Here is a 16,933-nt window from a genome sequence, read left to right as displayed (position 1 = left end):
GCGAGTGCACGTGGACCCGCGTCTGGCGTGATTGCAGCTAAGCCCGCAATTATAGCGGGGATTTCCGTCCGGATGCCACTCCATGGAGGGAAGGGCCGTGGCGGTCGCGCAAGGTGGCGAGAAACTGTCGATCCGCCGGCGACAGGTCTGCTTGGTCGAGCAACTCCGGCCGGCGTTGCAATGTCCGCAACAATGATTGTTGCCGCCGCCAATTGGCGATGTGGGCGTGATTGCCCGACAACAGCACCGGCGGTACTGCTCCCAACTCATGCTCCACCGGACGCGTGTAGTGCGGGCAATCGAGCAAGCCATCCTCGAAGCTGTCCTGGACGGCGGACTCGGCGTCGTTCAACGCACCCTCCTGCAACCGCGCAACCGCGTCGATGAGCACCGCCGCGGCCAGCTCGCCGCCGGACAGGACGTAATCGCCGATCGATATCTCCTCGTCGACCTCGGCTTCCACCACGCGCTCATCAATACCTTCGTACCGCCCGCACAGCAGCACGATCCGGTCGCGCTCGGCCAGCTCGTGCACCTTGGCCTGGGTGAGTGGTGCGCCTTGCGGGGTCAGGTAGATCGTCTTGACGGGTGCCGGATCGGCGGCACGGGCAGCGCGCAGGACGGCGCGCAGCGGGTCGATCAACATCACCATCCCGGGACCGCCGCCAAATGGGCGGTCATCGACGCGGCGATAGCTGCCTTCGGCGTAATCCCGCGGGTTCCAGCCATGCAGCGACAGCAGGCCGCGCTCTCCCGCCCGACCAGTCACGCCAAACGCGGCGCATTGGGCGATGAAGTCGGGGAACAGGCTGATGACGTCGATGCGCATGCGGATGATCGTAAGGGTTGTTGACCGACGGTGTGACACAGCGGCGTGGGAAAGGGGTTCGCGGGTCGTTGAGGCATGGTGTATTATGGCGTTCCGCCTAATACACCGTTGCCGATGACGCCCACTCCGCAAGATCGGGCATCAGTAAGCCACGAATCCCGTTAAAACTCCGGGTCCCAGTCGACGGTGATCACTCCCGCTGCGATGTCGATCGCAGTGACGTATTGCGGTTGCACGAAGGGGATCATCCGTTCGCGCTCGGCATCGCGGGCCACCAGGACGTCGTTGGCGCCGGTCGAGAACAGGTGCGAGACGCGGCCCAGGTCGGCGCCCTCGACGGTCACGACGCTCAGCCCTTCCAGATCCGCCCAGTAGAACTCGCCGGGTTTCGCCGTCGGCAATGCGTCGCGGGGAACGTGGATTTCCAGGCCCTTCAGCAGTTCGGCGCCATCGCGATCGCTGACACCGGGAAAGACCGCGACCACGTGCTTGCCGGTCTCGCGACCTTGCACACCGCTGATCTCGCGCTCATTGCCATGCGCATCGCGCAAGGTCCAGGGCTGGTAGCCGAAGATTGCGGCCCGCGGCTCGGTCCACGACTCGAGCCTCACTTCACCGCGCAAACCAAGGGCGCCAAGCACCCTGCCAAGGAGGATGCGGCGCCCGGAGTCGTTCATCATTCAAACGGTCGCGCGCAGGACGCGCGACCTGCAACTCAGGCGGCGGTCGCAGCCGGCACTTCGGCCGGCGCATCGGCCGACTTCAATGCTTCGCGGTACAGCACGGCGACCTTGTCGGTCAGCTGCGCGCCGGTACCCAGCCAATGCTGGACGCGCTCGGTGTTCAGCTCGATACGCTTCTCGCCACCAGCAGCAACCGGGTTGTAGAAACCGACGCGCTCGATATTGCGGCCGTTGCGGGCGCTGCGGCTGTCGGTGACGACGATGTGGTAGAAGGGGCGCTTCTTGGCGCCGCCGCGAGCCAGTCGAATCTTGACCATGATCTGTTGTGTCCTGTGGTGCCCAGTCGCCAGGGTGGCGAGGTAAGCCTGCGATTATATAGGGGTCTTGGGCGCTAGGGGAAGCCTTTGCTCGCTTGCCGCATGCCCTCATCCGCCCTTCGGGCACCTTCTCCCGCGAGCGGGAGAAGGGAGTCAGGACCAGCGGGAGAAGGAATCGGACGCCTGTGGCGGCGCCTAGAAGGGCATGCCGCCGCGGCCGCCCATCATTCCCTTCATGCCACGCATCATGCCTTTCATGCCGCCACGGCCCAGCTTGCCCATCATCTTTTCCATCTGCTGGTACTGCTTCATCAGCTTGTTGACGTCGGCCGGGGTCACTCCGGCACCACCAGCGATGCGCTTGCGCCGCGAGCCATTCAGCAACGCCGGGTTGCGACGCTCCTTTTTCGTCATCGAGTTGATGATCGCCACCAGCCGCGGGACTTCCTTGCCGGTCACCTGCGCCTTCACCGAGTCCGGGATCTGGCCCATGCCGGGCAGCTTGTCCATCAGGCCGGTGATGCCGCCCATGTTCTGCATCTGCTCAAGCTGGTCGCGCATGTCTTCCAGATTGAACTTCTTGCCCTTGGCGACCTTCTCGGCGAGCTTTTGCGCCTTGTCCTGGTCGACCTGCTGCTCGACCTGCTCGACCAGCGACAGCACATCGCCCATGTCGAGGATGCGACTGGCGACGCGCTCGGGATGAAAAACGTCCAGGCCGTCGGGCTTCTCGCTGACACCGATGAACTTGATCGGCTTGCCGGTGATGTAACGCACGCTCAACGCCGCACCGCCGCGCGCGTCACCGTCGGTTTTGGTCAGCACCACACCGGTCAACGGCAATGCCTCACCGAAGGCCTTGGCCGTGGTTGCCGCGTCCTGACCGGTCATCGAATCGACCACGAACAGGGTCTCGACCGGCTTGGCTACGGCGTGCAGCGCCTTGATCTCGGCCATCAGCGCCTCGTCGATCGCCAGCCGGCCGGCGGTATCGACGATCAACACATCGGCGTAGGACTTGCGTGCGTCCTCCATCGCCGCGCGCACGATCGTTTCGGGCTTCTGGTCGGCGCTGGACGCGAAAAACAGGACATCGACCTGTTCGGCCAGGGTCTTCAACTGCTCGATCGCGGCCGGGCGATAGACGTCGGCCGACACAACCATCACCTTCTTCTTGCGCTTGTCCTTGAGGTGCTTGGCGAGCTTGGCCACGGTGGTGGTCTTGCCCGCGCCCTGCAGGCCGGCCATCAGGATCACCGCCGGGGCGGGCACGTTGAGGTTGAGCTCACTGGCCTGCGAGCCCATCACCGTGGTCATCTCATCGCGAACGACCTTGATCAGAGCCTGGCCCGGCGTCAGCGACTTCAGCACTTCCTGGCCGACCGCGCGGACCTTGATGCGCTCGATCAGCGCTTGCACCACCGGCAACGCAACGTCGGCTTCCAGCAGTGCGATGCGGACTTCGCGCAGCGATTCGCGGATGTTCTCCTCGGACAGGCGACCGCGCCCACGCAAGCGTTCGATGGTGCCGGACAGGCGCTGGGTCAGGGATTCGAACATGCGGCACTACCTGCGGAAAGGAAACAAAAGCGGGCCGAAAGTATAGCCCGTGGGCCACCGTCACCGGCGACCGCCCCACCCCGCAGCGAGGCACGGAAAGCGGATCTCCCGGCGCCATGCGAACATAAACGGGTATCCCGCAGGCATCACGATGGACCCGACCCCAGCCACTCCCCCGGTCACGCCCGGTTTGCCCACCGCCTCGGACCCGTCCCTGCCACCGGCGGGTTTGACCGGCGCCACCGGCCTGGCAGGCTTGTCGCCCGCCTACTTCGGCATGGTCATGGCGACCGGCATCGTCTCGCTGGCCTGCCACCTGCTCGGGTTGCCGCGCATCGGCCAAGGCCTGTTCGCGCTGAACGCGATCCTCTACGTCGTGTTGTGGGGCTTGTACCTGACCCGGCTGGCCCGTTACCCGCAAGCCTTCCGTCGTGACCTTGGCGACCATCTTCGCGGGCCGGGGTTCTTCACCATCATCGCGGCGACCAGCGTGTTGGGCAGCCAGTGCCTGGTCATCGGCAACAGTGTGCTCGGCGGGCTACTCGCGTGGGCGCTGGCGTGCCTGCTGTGGCTGGGCTTCACCTACACGATCTTCGCCCTGCTCACGGTCAAGAAGGCCAAGCCGACCCTGGACCGCGGCATCAATGGCGGCTGGCTGCTGGCGGTGGTGGCTACCCAGTCGGTGGCCGTGCTCAGCGCCCTGCTCGCCGGCTACATCGGGCCGCCGTGGCAGCTGGAATTCAACTTCCTGGCCCTGTCGATGTGGCTGTGGGGCGGGATGCTCTACATCTGGATGATGTCGCTGATCTTCTATCGCTACACGTTCTTCGCCTTGCGGCCCACCGACCTGGAGCCGCCGTACTGGATCAACATGGGCGCGATGGCGATCTCGACCCTGGCCGGCTCGCTGTTGGTGGTCAACGCCACCGACGCGCCGCTGCTGCTGTCGATGCTGCCATTCCTGAAAGGGTTCACGGTGCTTTACTGGGCCACCGGCACGTGGTGGATTCCGATGCTGCTGGTGCTGGGGGTGTGGCGCTACGTCCTCAACCGAACCCCGGTGCGTTACGACCCGTTGTACTGGGGCGCGGTGTTCCCGCTGGGCATGTATGCCGCTGGCACCCACGAAATGATCCTCGCGCTGGACCTGCAATTCCTGTCCTGGCTGCCGATGACGTTCATGGTCATCTCACTGCTGGCATGGACCGCGGCCTTCGTCGGTGTGCTGCATGGCATGGTCCGGCGACGCAATGGCTATGCGACACTGCCGCGATGACAATCGTTCTCATCGCCATCGTGCTGTATCTCGTCGCCACCGGCCTGGTGGTCGCCAGCATCAGTCGCACGGAGCGGCCGGGCGGCAGCTGGTCGTGGCCAGCCGCGATTGCCGTGGCACTGCACGCCGCCGCGCACCTGATCGCGTGGCGCGGTACGGGCGGTGCAGACATGCATTTTTTTGCCGCCCTGTCGCTGGTCACGCTCGGCATGGCGCTGCTGACCGTGATCGTCGGCATGAAGGGACGGATGGCCACGCTCGGCGTGGTGGTCTTCCCGCTCGCCGCGATCACCCTGGCCGGCTACCACATCCACGGACACCTGCCGCCGGAACCGCTCGACTGGCGCCTGCAGCTGCATGCCTGGACCGCCCTGCTCGCCTACGCCACCCTGGCGATCGCCGCATTGCTGGCGGTGATGTTGTGGTTGCAGGAGCGCGCTCTGCGCCGGCGCGAAGTACATGGCTGGTTGCGCGCCTTGCCTCCGCTGGCGGAACTGGAAACCCTGTTGTTCCGCACCATCAAGGTTGGCTTCGTGTTGCTCTCGGCAACCTTGCTGACTGGCATGCTGTTCGTCGACAACCTGCTTGCCCAACACCTGGTCCACAAGACCGTGCTCAGCGTGCTGTCGTGGCTGGTATTCGGCGCCCTGCTGCTGGGCCGCTGGCGCTATGGCTGGCGTGGCTCGGTCGCGGTGCGCTGGACGCTGACGGCGATGGCGCTGCTGGTGCTGTCGTTTTTTGGCAGCAAGTTCGTGCTGGAATTGGTGCTGGGAATTCCGGGCGCGTAAGGCGGTGCGGGGTGGTGCAATACGCTTTGCTATTGCACCCTACGTTGCGGCCGCTTCCACCGCCTCGGCCAGCCGCTCCACCGCAACCACCTGCATGCCGCCGATCTTGCCGCTCTTGGGCGCGTTGCCTTTGGGCACGATCGCGCGCTTGAAACCATGGGTGGCGGCCTCTTTCAGCCGGTCCTCGCCGTTCGGTACCGGACGGATCTCGCCGGACAGTCCGACCTCGCCAAACGCGATCGTCTGCTCGGCCAGGGGGCGATCACGCAAGCTAGATAATACCGCCAGCAACACCGGCAGGTCCGCCGCGGTTTCCTGCACCCGGATGCCGCCGACCACGTTCACGAACACGTCTTGGTCACCCACGCCCACTCCAGCATGCCGGTGCAGCACCGCCAGCAGCATTGCCATCCGGTTCTGGTCCATGCCCACCGCGACCCGCCGCGGGTTCGACAACGGCGACGCATCCACCAGCGCCTGCACCTCCACCAGCAACGGCCGCGTGCCCTCGCGGGTGACCATCACGCAACTGCCGGGTTGCGGCGTGCTGCTGCCGGACAGGAAGATCGCCGACGGATTGGACACCTCGCGCAGGCCCTTGTCGCCCATCGCGAACACGCCCAATTCGTTGACCGCACCGAAGCGGTTCTTGAATGCGCGCAGGACCCGGAACCGGCTGCCCGACTCACCCTCGAAGTACAGCACTGCATCGACCATGTGCTCCAGCACCCGCGGGCCGGCGATGCCACCCTCCTTGGTCACGTGGCCGACCAGGAACACCGCGGTGCCGGTCTCCTTGGCATAGCGCACCAAGCGCGCCGCACTTTCGCGGACCTGGCTGACCGAGCCTGGCGCTGCGTTCAACGACTCGGTCCACAAGGTCTGGATCGAGTCGGCAACGATGAGCTTGGGCTGGGTCTCCACGGCCTGTTCGAGGATTCGCTCGACCCCGGTTTCGGCCAACGCGTACACCCCTTCCAGCGACAAGCCCAGGCGCGCGCCACGGCCTGCCACCTGGGCCAGCGACTCCTCGCCGGTGACGTACAAAGCCGGCAAAGACCCGGCCATCTTTGAAACCGCCTGCAGCAGCAGGGTCGACTTGCCAATACCCGGGTCGCCGCCGACCAGCACCACCGACCCCTGCACCATCCCGCCGCCCAGCACCCGGTCCAACTCGACGATTCCGGTGGAGACCCGCGCCTCGCCGGTGTGACTGACATCCTTCAACGCCGTCACCTTGGGCGGATCCACCTTGCCCGCCCAGCCACTGCGCCGCGAAGGTGCGGAGGCCGCCTTCAACGACGCCGCCGACTCGATCACAAACTCACTCAGCGAATTCCACGCATCACACGCCGCACATTGGCCCTGCCACTTGTTGTGGTCGGCACCGCACTCGGAACACACGTAGGCGACCTTGGCCTTGGGAGCTGGCTTGGCAGATGACTTACTGGAGAACGAGGACATGGACGCGAAGACCGAATAGACCGGCCATTACTTTAGCCTGCACGCGTCGCAGGGTATGAGATTGGGGGGGTGCGCCCCGCCGCCTCATCCCTCGACGATCTTCGCCACCAGGCCCTCGGCGAGTGCCTCGGGGGCCATCTGCGCGGTGTGCAAGTGGACATCCGGCTGCACGGGCGGCTCGTAGGGCGAGCTAATTCCGGTGAAGTTGGGGATCTTTCCCGCGCGCGCCTGCGCATACAGGCCTTTGACGTCGCGTTGTTCCGCGACCTCCAGCGCCGTGTCCACGAATACCTCCACGAACTCGCCTTCGTCGAACATGCTGCGGGCCATCTGTCGCTCTGCGCGGAACGGCGAGATGAAACTGACCAGCACGATCAGGCCCGCGTCGACCATCAACTTCGCCACTTCCGCCACCCGGCGGATGTTCTCGACCCGGTCCCCATCGGTAAAGCCCAGGTCTTTGTTGAGGCCGTGGCGGACGTTGTCCCCATCCAGGAGGTAGGTGTGGTGGCCCATCGCCAGCAAGCGCTTCTCCACCAGGTTGGCAATCGTGGACTTGCCGGATCCGGACAGGCCGGTGAACCAGACGCACCTGGGCTGCTGATCCTTGATCCGCGAACGGGCCGGCTTGTCGACATCGAGGTGTTGCCAGTGGATGTTGGAAGCACGTCGCAGCGCAAAGGCGAGCGTCCCCGCAGCGACCGTGGCATTGCTCTGGCGGTCGATCAGGATGAAGCCACCCAACTCGTGGCTGTCGGCATAACTTTCAAAGGCGATCGGTTGGTCAAGGTGAAGATTGCAGTAGCCCACTTCATTCAGCTCCAGCGTCTTCGCGGCCAGCTCCTCCTGGGTGTTGACGTCGACCTTGTGCTTGATCTCGGTGACCTGGGCGCCAACCGTGCGGGTGCCAATCTTCAACCAATAACGCCGACCCGGTAACAATGACGTCTCGCCGAGCCACAGCATGTGCGCCGCGAACTGGTCGGCGACCTCCGGCAGGTTGCCGGTCGCCGCAATGACATCGCCGCGGCTCACGTCGATCTCGTCGGCCAGGGTCAGGGTCACCGCCTGGCCGGGCCGGGCGAAATCCAGGTCGCCGCCCGCAGTGACGATCGCGGCCACCCGCGAACGCAGGCCAGAGGGCAACACCGCGATTTCGTCACCCACCACCACCGGGCCGGAAACCACGGTGCCTGCAAATCCACGGAAGTTCTGGTCCGGGCGGCAGACCCATTGCACGGGCAAGCGGAAGCCGCCGGTCCTGGTCGCGTCGCTGACGTCGACGGTTTCCAGGTACGGCAACAGCGGCACGCCCTGGTACCACGGGGTCGCGGCCGAACGCTCCAGCATGTTGTCGCCGTTGAGCGCCGACAGCGGGATGCAGGTGACATCGGGAATGCCCAATTGACCGGCCAGCACACGATAGCTCGCGGCGATGTCATCAAAGACCTTCTGGTCGTAATCCACCAGGTCCATCTTGTTGACCGCCAGCACGACGTGGCGGATGCCCAGCAGCGAGACGATATAGCTGTGTCGACGGGTCTGGGTCAGCAGGCCCTTGCGCGCATCCACCAGCATGATCGCCACGTCGGCAGTGGACGCACCGGTGGCCATGTTGCGGGTGTACTGCTCGTGGCCGGGGCAGTCGGCAACGATGAACTTGCGCTGGTCCGTGCCAAAAAACCGGTACGCGACATCGATGGTGATGCCCTGCTCACGCTCGGCGGCCAGGCCATCGACCAGAAGCGCGAAGTCGACCCCGTCGCCCTGGGTACCGAACTTGCGACTATCGGCGGCCAGCGCGGCTACCTGGTCGTCCAGCAGGCACCGGGTGTCATGCAACAGTCGCCCGATCAGCGTGCTCTTGCCATCATCGACGCTACCGCAGGTGATGAGGCGCAGCAGGCTCTTGGTTTCGTGCTGTTGCAGGTAGGCGGCGATGGCGGCCTGGTCGGTCGGGGTGCGCTCAGGCAGGTTCATCAAAAATACCCTTCCTGCTTCTTCTTCTCCATCGAGGCCGATGGGTCCTGATCGATCACCCGTCCCTGGCGCTCGGAGGTGGTGGACACCAGCATCTCGGCGATGATCGCCTCCAGCGTGGTGGCCTCGGACTCGATCGCGCCGGTCAGCGGGTAGCAACCAAGGGTCCGGAACCGGACTTTCTTCATCATCGGCGTCTCACCGGGCCGCAATGGCAGCCGGTCGTCATCGACCATGATCAGCGCACCATCGCGCTCCACCACCGGACGTTCCTTGGCGAAATACAGCGACGGCACCGGGATGTTCTCGCGGAAGATGTACAGCCAGACATCCAGCTCGGTCCAGTTGGAGATCGGGAACACGCGTACCGACTCGCCCTTGTGGATCCGGTTGTTGTACAGGTTCCACAACTCGGGGCGCTGGTTCTTCGGGTCCCAGTAGTGCTGCCGGTTGCGGAAGCTGAAGATCCGCTCCTTGGCGCGCGATTTCTCCTCGTCCCGGCGGGCACCGCCAATGGCCGCGTCGAAACCCCACTGATCCAGCGCCTGCTTGAGCGCCTGGGTCTTCATCACGTCGGTGTGCACGGTCGCGCCGTGGCTGATCGGGCCAATGCCCCGGGCAACCCCGTCGGCGTTGGTGTGCACGTGCAGCTCGACCCCCATCTCCCTCACACGCTGGTCGCGGAACGCAATCATCTCGCGGAATTTCCAGCCGGTATCCACATGCAGCAGCGGGATCGGCGGCCTGGCCGGATAGAACGCCTTGACCAGCAGGTGCAGCAGTACCGAGCTGTCCTTGCCGACCGAATACATCATCACCGGATTCTGGAACTCCGAAGCCACTTCACGAAGGATGTGGATGCTTTCGGCTTCGAGGCGGTCCAGATGGGAGAGATCGGGCGTATCAGGCATCAATGTAATAGCCCCGATACCACTTCACGAAGTTGGCCACGCCCTCCTCCACCGACACCCGCGGCCGGTAGTCCACGGCCTTGACCAACGCGGACACATCGGCTTCGGTGTCGGGCACGTCACCGGCCTGCAACGGCAGCAGTTCCATCTTCGCCTTGCGGCCCAGGCACTGCTCCAGCACTTCGATATAGCGCAGCAACTCGACGGTATCCTCGTTGCCGATGTTGAACAACCGGTACGGCGCGTTGCTGGTCGCCGGGTCCGGGGTGGTGGCGTTCCACCCGGGATTCGCCACTGGCGGGTTGTCGAGCGCGCGGACCACGCCTTCGACGATGTCATCGACGTAGGTGAAGCTGCGCTTGTGGTGGCCGTGATTGAACACCTTGATTGGCTCGCCAGCCAGGATCGCCTTGGTGAACAGGAACAGCGCCATGTCCGGCCGCCCCCACGGGCCATACACGGTGAAGAACCGCAACCCCGTGCTCGGGATGCCGTAGAGGTGCGCGTAGCTGTGCGCCATCATCTCGTTGGCCTTCTTGGTCGCCGCGTACAACGTCAACGGGTGCTCGGTGGACTGGTGTTCGGAGAACGGCATGGTGGTGTTGGCGCCATAGACCGAACTGGTCGAGGCGAACACCAGGTGCTCGACGCCGTGATGCCGGCAACCCTCAAGGATATGCAAAAACCCGGTGACGTTGCTGCTGACGTACACATGCGGATTCTGCGCCGCATAACGCACGCCCGCCTGCGCGGCCAGGTTGACCACCCGCTGCGGCTTGTGGGTCGCGAACGCCGCCTCGACCGCCTCGCGGTCCGCCAGGTCGGCCTGGATGTGGGTGTAGCGCGGATTGTCGGCAAACCGCGCCAATCGCGCCTGTTTCAGCGTCACATCGTAGTAGTCGCTGAGGTTGTCGATGCCGACGACTTCATCGCCGCGTTCGAGCAACTTGAGCGCAACGTGCGAGCCGATGAACCCGGCGGTGCCGGTGACCAGTACTTTCAATGTAATCCACTCTTTTTCATTAGTTTTTTGCCTACAGCCGGCCGTCGACCGATTCGCGCGGCAGCACGTACTTGACGTCGTAGACGACGGAACCCGGTTTGCCGAGTGCGCGGATGCCGTCGGCTCCGAGCGCGCGGAACTCATCATGGGCGACCGCCAGCACCACCGCGTCATAGACGCCCTGCTCTGGCGTAGCAACCGGCGTCAGGCCGTACTCGTGCTGCGCCTGGGCCGCATCCACCCACGGATCGAACACATCCACCTGCGCGCTGTAGTCCTGCAGCGCCGCGACGATGTCGACCACCCGGGTGTTACGCAGGTCCGGGCAGTTCTCCTTGAACGCCAGCCCCAGCACCAGCACCCGCGCGCGCACCGGATTGATGCCCTTGCGCACCATCAACTTGATCACCTGGTCGGCAACGTAGCCGCCCATGCCGTCATTGGTGCGGCGGCCGGCCAGGATCACCTGCGGATGATGGCCAACCTCCTGCGCCTTGTGGGTCAGGTAATACGGGTCGACGCTGATGCAGTGGCCACCGACCAGGCCGGGCCGGAACGGCAGGAAGTTCCACTTGGTGCCGGCCGCTTCCAGCACCTCCAGCGTGTCGATGCCGAGCTTGTTGAACAGGATCGCGAGATCGTTGACCAGCGCGATGTTGAGGTCGCGCTGGGTGTTCTCGATGACCTTGGCGGCCTCGGCGACCTTGATGCTACTGGCCTTGTGGGTGCCGGCGGTGATGATGCTGGCGTACAGGCTGTCGACGAAGCTGGCGACTTCGGGCGTGGAACCGGAGGTCACCTTGAGGATGTTGGTGACGCGGTGAGCCTTGTCGCCGGGGTTGATACGCTCGGGGGAGTAGCCGCAGTAGAAGCCCTGGTTGAACTTCAGCCCCGACACCCGTTCAAGGATCGGCACGCAGACTTCCTCGGTGCAACCAGGGAAGACTGTGGACTCGTAAATGACGGTATCGCCGTCTCGCAGCACGCTGCCGATCGCCTCGCTGGCCTTGATCAACGGCGTCAGGTCCGGTCGCTTGGCCGCGTCGATCGGGGTCGGCACGGTGACGATGTAGACGTTGCAGCGCGCAATACCGTCAAGTTGCGACGTAAAGCCCAGCCGCGTGGCCGATGCCAGCAGCTCCGGCTCCACCTCCAGCGTGCTGTCGTGACCACCAGCCAACGCGTCCACCCGCGCCCCGTTGGTGTCGAACCCAACCGTGTCGTACTGCTTGCCGAACTCCACCGCCAGCGGCAGGCCGACGTAGCCCAGGCCGACGATGGCGATGTTCGCTGTGTCCAGCGCGAAGCGGTGCTGCATGGTCTGTCCCCGTTCGGCCGCATGCCATGACGCACGCTGCGCCACGATCGATTATGCGTTACTTCACAAACGGCATGATCGTCCCGACCCCGGCCAACCTGGCACCGCCAAGAAAACAACGCGTCTTGATTCGACTGTCGGCTCGGCGTCACGCCGACGATTGCAGGGACATTTGCCCGTGGGCGCCAAGCACGCCCTCGACGAAAAGACCCGCCATAGCGGGTCTTGGGAATCCGGCAAGACCGCAGCCTTCGGATCATTCACCAACGGCCAAAAAAGCCGCAGCAACAACATGGTGCCGGAAATAGGAATCGAACCTACGACCTACGCATTACGAATGCGCCGCTCTACCAACTGAGCTATTCCGGCAAGGGGCTGGATTGTAGTGTTACCGGGGTTGCAGGGTCAATCAACAGGTTTGAGCCGCAGCTCCTTGGGCAGGGCGAAGACCATGTTTTCCGGCTCGCCGCGCAAGGCGCTGAGGTTGCCGGCACCCAATTGGCGCAGGCGCTCGATGACGCCTTGCACCAGGATTTCCGGGGCGGAGGCGCCAGCGGTGATACCGATCTGCTGGCGACCGACCAGCCAAGCCGGGTCGATCTCCTCGGCGCCGTCGATCAGGTGGGACTGGACGCCCTCGCGCTCGGCCAGCTCGCGCAGGCGGTTGGAGTTGGAACTGTTGACCGAGCCGACCACCAGCATCAGGTCGCACCGCGCGGCAAGCTCACGCACCGCGTCCTGGCGGTTCTGGGTGGCGTAGCAGATGTCGTCTTTCTTGGGTCCCTGGATCGACGGGAAACGCGCCCGCAGCGCACTGATGATCGCGCGCGTGTCGTCCACCGATAGCGTGGTCTGGGTGGTGTAGGAGACGTGTTCGGGTTGATCGAGGACCAAGTCGGCAACGTCCGCCAGGTCTTCGACCAGATAGATCTGACCGTTGCCCTCCTCGCGCCGCCATTGACCCATCGTGCCTTCGACCTCGGGGTGACCTTCGTGGCCGATCAACACCATGTCGCGCCCCGCCTTGCACTCGCGCGAGACCTCCAGGTGAACTTTGGTCACCAACGGGCAGGTGGCGTCGAACACTTTCAGCTCGCGCCGCTCCGCCTCGGCACGCACCGCGCGCGATACGCCATGGGCGCTGAAAATGACGGTGCTCCCGTCGGGGACCTCATCGAGCTCCTCGACAAAGATCGCCCCGCGCTGCTTGAGGTCATCGACCACGAACTTGTTGTGCACCACCTCATGACGCACATAGATCGGCGCGCCATATAACTCCAGCGAGCGGTTGACGATCTCGATCGCCCGGTCGACGCCAGCGCAGAAACCACGGGGATTGGCAAGAATCAGATCCATACCATCATTTTACGCCGTAACCGCCCCGCTTACCCAACTGCGCGATGCGCCGTCTACCGGGTTGGGCGACCGGCGTCCTTGCTTGGCTGTGCCCCCAAGAGGCCGAACAGGGCGATGCCGAGGGCGCCGCCGACTATGGAGGCGTCGGCAATGTTGAAGGCGGGCCAGTACCAGTCTTGCCAGTGCCATTGGATGAAGTCGACGACGTGGCCGTGGATAAGGCGGTCGACCACGTTGCCGATTGCACCGCCGATCACCAGCGCGTATGGCAGCGCTGTCTTCCAGTCACCGCGGCGGGTCCTGGCCAGCCAGTAGCCAAGCAGGCCGCAAATGCCCACGGCGAGCACCACGAAGAAATACTTCTGCCAGCCGCCGGCATCGCTGAGGAAGCTGAAAGCCGCCCCGGTGTTGTAGGTGCGGTACCAGTTCCAGAAGCCGTCGATGACGGGGATGGCGGTGTACTCGGGCAGTGAGGTCAGGACCCAGTACTTGGTCAGTTGGTCCAGGACGATCACGACGGCCGAAAGGGCCAGCCAGATGAGGGCGTTGGGTTTGGGAGTTGGCATTGCGTCTTAGAACCACTTCCGGTGTTCGCCGTTGCCATCGACGTTGTCGATGCAGCGGCTGCACAAGGTTGGGTGCGACTCGTGGCTACCCACGTCGGCGCGGTGGTGCCAGCAGCGGCCGCACTTGGGCTTGGTGCTGGGCGTGGCGTGCACTTCGAGTTCCTTGGTCTGGTCGTCGGCGATCATGCTGACGTCGCCGCTGATGAACAGGAAACGCAGTTCGTCGACGAACGGCGATAGCCAGTTCTGATCGGTGACGCCGCAGCGCAGGCCGATCTCGGCGTCCAGTGCGGCGCCGATCTTGCCTGCGGCGCGCATCGGCTCGAGGATCTTGCTGACCTGCTCGCGCAGGGCAAGCAGGCGCTTGAAGTCTTCGGCCGTCAGCGGGGCGTCGTCGGGCAGTGGGGCCAGGCCGTCGTACCAGGTGGCGAACAGCACGTTGCCTTCGCGCGGGCCGTCGGCGGTGACCGGCGGCAGGTGGTCCCACATCTCCTCGGCGGTGAAGCTCAGAATCGGGGCGATCCAGCGCACGAACGCCTCGGCGATGCGGTACATCGCGCTTTGCGCCGAGCGACGCCCGGGCGATTCCTCCTGCATCGTGTACAGGCGGTCCTTGGTGACATCCAGGTACAGCGAGCCCAGGTCGACGCTGCAGAAATTGGCGAGAATCTGCACGATCTCGGGGAAGTCATACGCCTCGCAGGCCTTGATGATGCGGCCCTGCAGTTCGTGCGCACGATGCACGATCCACCGGTCCAGCTCGACCATTTCGTCGACCGGCAACAGGTGCTTGGCCGGATCAAAGCCATGCAGGTTGCCGAGCAGGAAGCGCGCGGTGTTGCGGATGCGTCGATAGCCGTCGCCGCTGCGCTTGAGGATCTCGTCGGAGACCGACATCTCGTTGCTGTAGTCGGCCGAGGCGATCCACAGCCGCAGCACGTCGGCGCCCATTGCATCGATGACCTTCTGCGGTGACACCACGTTGCCCAGCGATTTGGACATCTTGCGCCCGGCCGCATCGACCGCGAACCCGTGCGTCAGCACCTGCCGGAACGGCGCAACGCCATCCATCGCGACCCCGGTCAACAGCGACGACTGGAACCAGCCGCGATGCTGGTCGGAACCTTCCAGATACAGGTCCGCCGGCTTGCGCAGGCCATCTTGCGGACGCTGGGCGAGCACGCATTCGTGGGTCACGCCCGAATCAAACCAGACATCCAGGATGTCGGTGACCTTTTCGTAGTCCGCCGCCTCGCCGTCCAGGAGGCTGGCCGGGTCGAGCGCATGCCAGGCATCGATGCCGCCGGTCTCGACCAGTTCAGCCACCCGGTTCATCAACTCGACCGAGCGCGGGTGCGGCTTGCCGCTGATGCGATGGATGAACAACGCGATCGGCACGCCCCAGGTGCGCTGGCGGCTGATGCACCAGTCCGGCCGGCCGTCAACCATGCCGGCGATGCGCGCCTGGCCCCACTCGGGGTACCACTGCACGTCCCCGATTGCCGCCAACGCGTCATCGCGCAATCCGGCCTGCCCCATCGAGATGAACCATTGCGGCGTGGCCCGGAATACCACCGGGGTCTTGTGGCGCCAGCAATGCGGATAACTGTGCTCGATTTTGGCGAACGCCAGCAGGGTGTCGTTGGCGCGCAGGCCGTCGACGATCACGTCATTGGCCTTCCAGATGTGCAGGCCTTCCAGCGCGGCATCGCCCATCGGCGGCGTCCCCGGCAGGTACACGCCGCGTGCGTCGACCGGGTTGAGCTGGGCGGCGGTGTAGTGCTCGACAAGGCCGTACTGCTGGGCAACGGCGAAATCCTCCTGGCCATGACCGGGGGCGGTGTGCACGTTGCCGGTGCCGTCCTCGTCGGAGACGTGGTCGCCGAGCAGGATCGGTAGATCACGGTCGGCGTAGAACGGGTGCTGGACGACCAAGCCGTCCAGGTCGGCTCCGCTCGCGTGGCCGTGAATTACGACTTCATCCACCCCGTACCGGGCCAGCGACGACGCCGCAAGCGCCTCGGCCAACACCAGCCAGCGACGGCCTCCGTCCGCGCGTAATGGGCCTTCGACCAGCACGTAATCCAGCTGCGGACCGACGCTGATGGCGAGGCTGGCCGGCAGGGTCCACGGGGTGGTGGTCCAGATCGGCACCGACACCTGGATCCCCGGATCGGGGACCGCACCGAACGCGCTGGCCATCTTCTTGCCTGACTTGGCCGGGTACGCGACATCAATCGCGGGCGACACCTTGTCGGCGTACTCGATCTCCGCCTCGGCCAGCGCCGAGCCGCAATCAAAACACCAGTGCACCGGCTTGGCGCCGCGCAGCAAATGACCACGATCGATGATCCTGGCCAGCGAGCGCAGCATGTCCGCCTCGTAACGTGGGGCCATCGACAGGTAGGGGTTGTCCCAGTCGCCGATCACGCCCAGGCGCTTGAAATCGGTGCGCTGCAGGTCGACCTGTTCGGCGGCGTACTCACGACATTTCTCGCGGAACTGCGCAGCGTCGAGCTTGACCCCGACCTTGCCGTACTTCTTCTCGATCGCGATCTCGATCGGCAGGCCGTGGCAATCCCAACCCGGCACGTAGGGCGCGTCGAAGCCGGACAGCAGCTTCGACTTCACCACCATGTCCTTGAGCACCTTGTTGACCGCGTGGCCGATGTGGATCACACCATTGGCGTACGGCGGGCCGTCGTGCAGGACGAAGCTTTTCCCGCGGCCGCCAACCTTCTCGCGGATGCGGGCATACAGGTCGTCCTGATCCCAACGCGCGAGCGTGACCGGCTCGCGCCTGGGCAGGTCGCCGCGCATCGGGAACTGCGTCGATGGCAGGTTCAGGGTGGATTTGTAGGGATTGGGGGCTTTGTTATCGC

The 16,933-nt window shown here is 64.8% G+C and carries 14 protein-coding genes and 1 tRNA gene; 2 read left to right on the top strand and 13 right to left on the bottom strand.

The features are described from left to right. Positions 1-49: 49 nt before the first annotated feature. The 4 genes from trmD to ffh form a co-directional block, all read right to left on the bottom strand. Positions 50-829, bottom strand: a complete 780-nt coding sequence (gene trmD, locus ACW7G0_RS04385; RefSeq protein WP_456987870.1) for a tRNA (guanosine(37)-N1)-methyltransferase TrmD — start codon at positions 827-829, stop codon at positions 50-52. A gap of 161 nt (positions 830-990) precedes the next feature. Further along, positions 991-1,506: a ribosome maturation factor RimM gene (gene rimM, locus ACW7G0_RS04380; RefSeq protein WP_456987869.1), complete on the bottom strand. Its 516-nt coding sequence runs from the start codon at positions 1,504-1,506 to the stop codon at positions 991-993. Positions 1,507-1,544: 38 nt separating this feature from the next. Further along, on the bottom strand, positions 1,545-1,829 hold the full coding sequence (gene rpsP / locus ACW7G0_RS04375; RefSeq protein WP_456987867.1) for a 30S ribosomal protein S16: 285 nt from the start codon (positions 1,827-1,829) through the stop codon (positions 1,545-1,547). Positions 1,830-2,024: 195 nt separating this feature from the next. Continuing rightward, complete coding sequence (ffh, locus tag ACW7G0_RS04370; RefSeq protein ID WP_456987865.1) at positions 2,025-3,389, bottom strand: signal recognition particle protein; 1,365 nt, start codon at positions 3,387-3,389, stop codon at positions 2,025-2,027. Positions 3,390-3,540: 151 nt separating this feature from the next. Between ffh and ACW7G0_RS04365 the strand changes: the two genes are divergently transcribed. Both ACW7G0_RS04365 and ACW7G0_RS04360 read left to right on the top strand, forming a co-directional pair. Further along, positions 3,541-4,665: a tellurite resistance/C4-dicarboxylate transporter family protein gene (locus ACW7G0_RS04365; protein WP_456987864.1), complete on the top strand. Its 1,125-nt coding sequence runs from the start codon at positions 3,541-3,543 to the stop codon at positions 4,663-4,665. Continuing rightward, entirely contained in the window at positions 4,662-5,453 is a 792-nt protein-coding gene (locus tag ACW7G0_RS04360; RefSeq protein WP_456987862.1) for a cytochrome C assembly family protein, read from the top strand. The genes ACW7G0_RS04365 and ACW7G0_RS04360 overlap by 4 nt, the downstream gene beginning before the upstream one ends. A 39-nt stretch (positions 5,454-5,492) precedes the next feature. Here ACW7G0_RS04360 and radA read toward each other — a convergent pair whose 3' ends face one another. The 9 genes from radA to ileS all read right to left on the bottom strand — a co-directional run bounded on the left by radA (position 5,493) and on the right by ileS (position 16,871). After that, a complete protein-coding gene (gene radA / locus ACW7G0_RS04355) occupies positions 5,493-6,917 on the bottom strand; it encodes a DNA repair protein RadA (RefSeq protein WP_456987860.1) in 1,425 nt (474 codons plus the stop codon). An 84-nt stretch (positions 6,918-7,001) separates the two neighbouring features. After that, positions 7,002-8,897, bottom strand: a complete 1,896-nt coding sequence (cysN, locus tag ACW7G0_RS04350; RefSeq protein WP_456987858.1) for a sulfate adenylyltransferase subunit CysN — start codon at positions 8,895-8,897, stop codon at positions 7,002-7,004. After that, a complete protein-coding gene (cysD, locus tag ACW7G0_RS04345) occupies positions 8,897-9,808 on the bottom strand; it encodes a sulfate adenylyltransferase subunit CysD (RefSeq protein ID WP_456987857.1) in 912 nt (303 codons plus the stop codon). Before cysD ends, cysN begins: the two co-directional genes overlap by 1 nt. Then, a complete protein-coding gene (locus ACW7G0_RS04340; protein ID WP_456987856.1) occupies positions 9,801-10,811 on the bottom strand; it encodes an NAD-dependent epimerase in 1,011 nt (336 codons plus the stop codon). Before ACW7G0_RS04340 ends, cysD begins: the two co-directional genes overlap by 8 nt. A 31-nt stretch (positions 10,812-10,842) precedes the next feature. Beyond that, positions 10,843-12,129 carry a Vi polysaccharide biosynthesis UDP-N-acetylglucosamine C-6 dehydrogenase TviB gene (gene tviB, locus ACW7G0_RS04335; protein ID WP_456987855.1) on the bottom strand — a complete coding sequence of 429 codons (1,287 nt, stop codon included), beginning with the start codon at positions 12,127-12,129 and terminating at the stop codon, positions 10,843-10,845. 293 nt (positions 12,130-12,422) lie between these two features. Then, a tRNA-Thr gene (locus tag ACW7G0_RS04330) sits at positions 12,423-12,498 on the bottom strand. Between the two features lie 36 nt (positions 12,499-12,534). Continuing rightward, the gene (ispH, locus tag ACW7G0_RS04325; protein WP_456987854.1) at positions 12,535-13,485 is read right to left on the bottom strand and encodes a 4-hydroxy-3-methylbut-2-enyl diphosphate reductase; all 951 of its coding nucleotides are present in this window, start codon (positions 13,483-13,485) and stop codon (positions 12,535-12,537) included. A 53-nt stretch (positions 13,486-13,538) separates the two neighbouring features. Continuing rightward, complete coding sequence (lspA, locus tag ACW7G0_RS04320) at positions 13,539-14,051, bottom strand: signal peptidase II (protein WP_456987852.1); 513 nt, start codon at positions 14,049-14,051, stop codon at positions 13,539-13,541. Positions 14,052-14,057: 6 nt separating this feature from the next. Then, positions 14,058-16,871: an isoleucine--tRNA ligase gene (ileS, locus tag ACW7G0_RS04315; protein ID WP_456989449.1), complete on the bottom strand. Its 2,814-nt coding sequence runs from the start codon at positions 16,869-16,871 to the stop codon at positions 14,058-14,060. Positions 16,872-16,933: the final 62 nt, after the last annotated feature.

The sequence above is a fragment of the Lysobacter sp. A286 genome, from assembly GCF_054052105.1.
Note: the sequence above shows the minus strand (reverse complement) of the source record. Positions and strands in the feature narration are given on the sequence as shown.

Excerpts from the sequence above, each read along its gene's own strand:
- ispH (WP_456987854.1), bottom strand. The coding sequence starts at position 13,485 with ATGGATCTGATTCTTGCCAATCCCCGTGGTTTCTGCGCTGGCGTCGAC.
- radA (WP_456987860.1), bottom strand. The coding sequence starts at position 6,917 with ATGTCCTCGTTCTCCAGTAAGTCATCTGCCAAGCCAGCTCCCAAGGCC.
- ACW7G0_RS04365 (WP_456987864.1), top strand. The coding sequence starts at position 3,541 with ATGGACCCGACCCCAGCCACTCCCCCGGTCACGCCCGGTTTGCCCACC.
- ileS (WP_456989449.1), bottom strand. The coding sequence starts at position 16,871 with ATGCGCGGCGACCTGCCCAGGCGCGAGCCGGTCACGCTCGCGCGTTGG.
- ACW7G0_RS04360 (WP_456987862.1), top strand. The coding sequence starts at position 4,662 with ATGACAATCGTTCTCATCGCCATCGTGCTGTATCTCGTCGCCACCGGC.
- lspA (WP_456987852.1), bottom strand. The coding sequence starts at position 14,051 with ATGCCAACTCCCAAACCCAACGCCCTCATCTGGCTGGCCCTTTCGGCC.
- cysD (WP_456987857.1), bottom strand. The coding sequence starts at position 9,808 with ATGCCTGATACGCCCGATCTCTCCCATCTGGACCGCCTCGAAGCCGAA.
- cysN (WP_456987858.1), bottom strand. The coding sequence starts at position 8,897 with ATGAACCTGCCTGAGCGCACCCCGACCGACCAGGCCGCCATCGCCGCC.
- tviB (WP_456987855.1), bottom strand. The coding sequence starts at position 12,129 with ATGCAGCACCGCTTCGCGCTGGACACAGCGAACATCGCCATCGTCGGC.
- trmD (WP_456987870.1), bottom strand. The coding sequence starts at position 829 with ATGCGCATCGACGTCATCAGCCTGTTCCCCGACTTCATCGCCCAATGC.
- rimM (WP_456987869.1), bottom strand. The coding sequence starts at position 1,506 with ATGAACGACTCCGGGCGCCGCATCCTCCTTGGCAGGGTGCTTGGCGCC.
- ffh (WP_456987865.1), bottom strand. The coding sequence starts at position 3,389 with ATGTTCGAATCCCTGACCCAGCGCCTGTCCGGCACCATCGAACGCTTG.
- rpsP (WP_456987867.1), bottom strand. The coding sequence starts at position 1,829 with ATGGTCAAGATTCGACTGGCTCGCGGCGGCGCCAAGAAGCGCCCCTTC.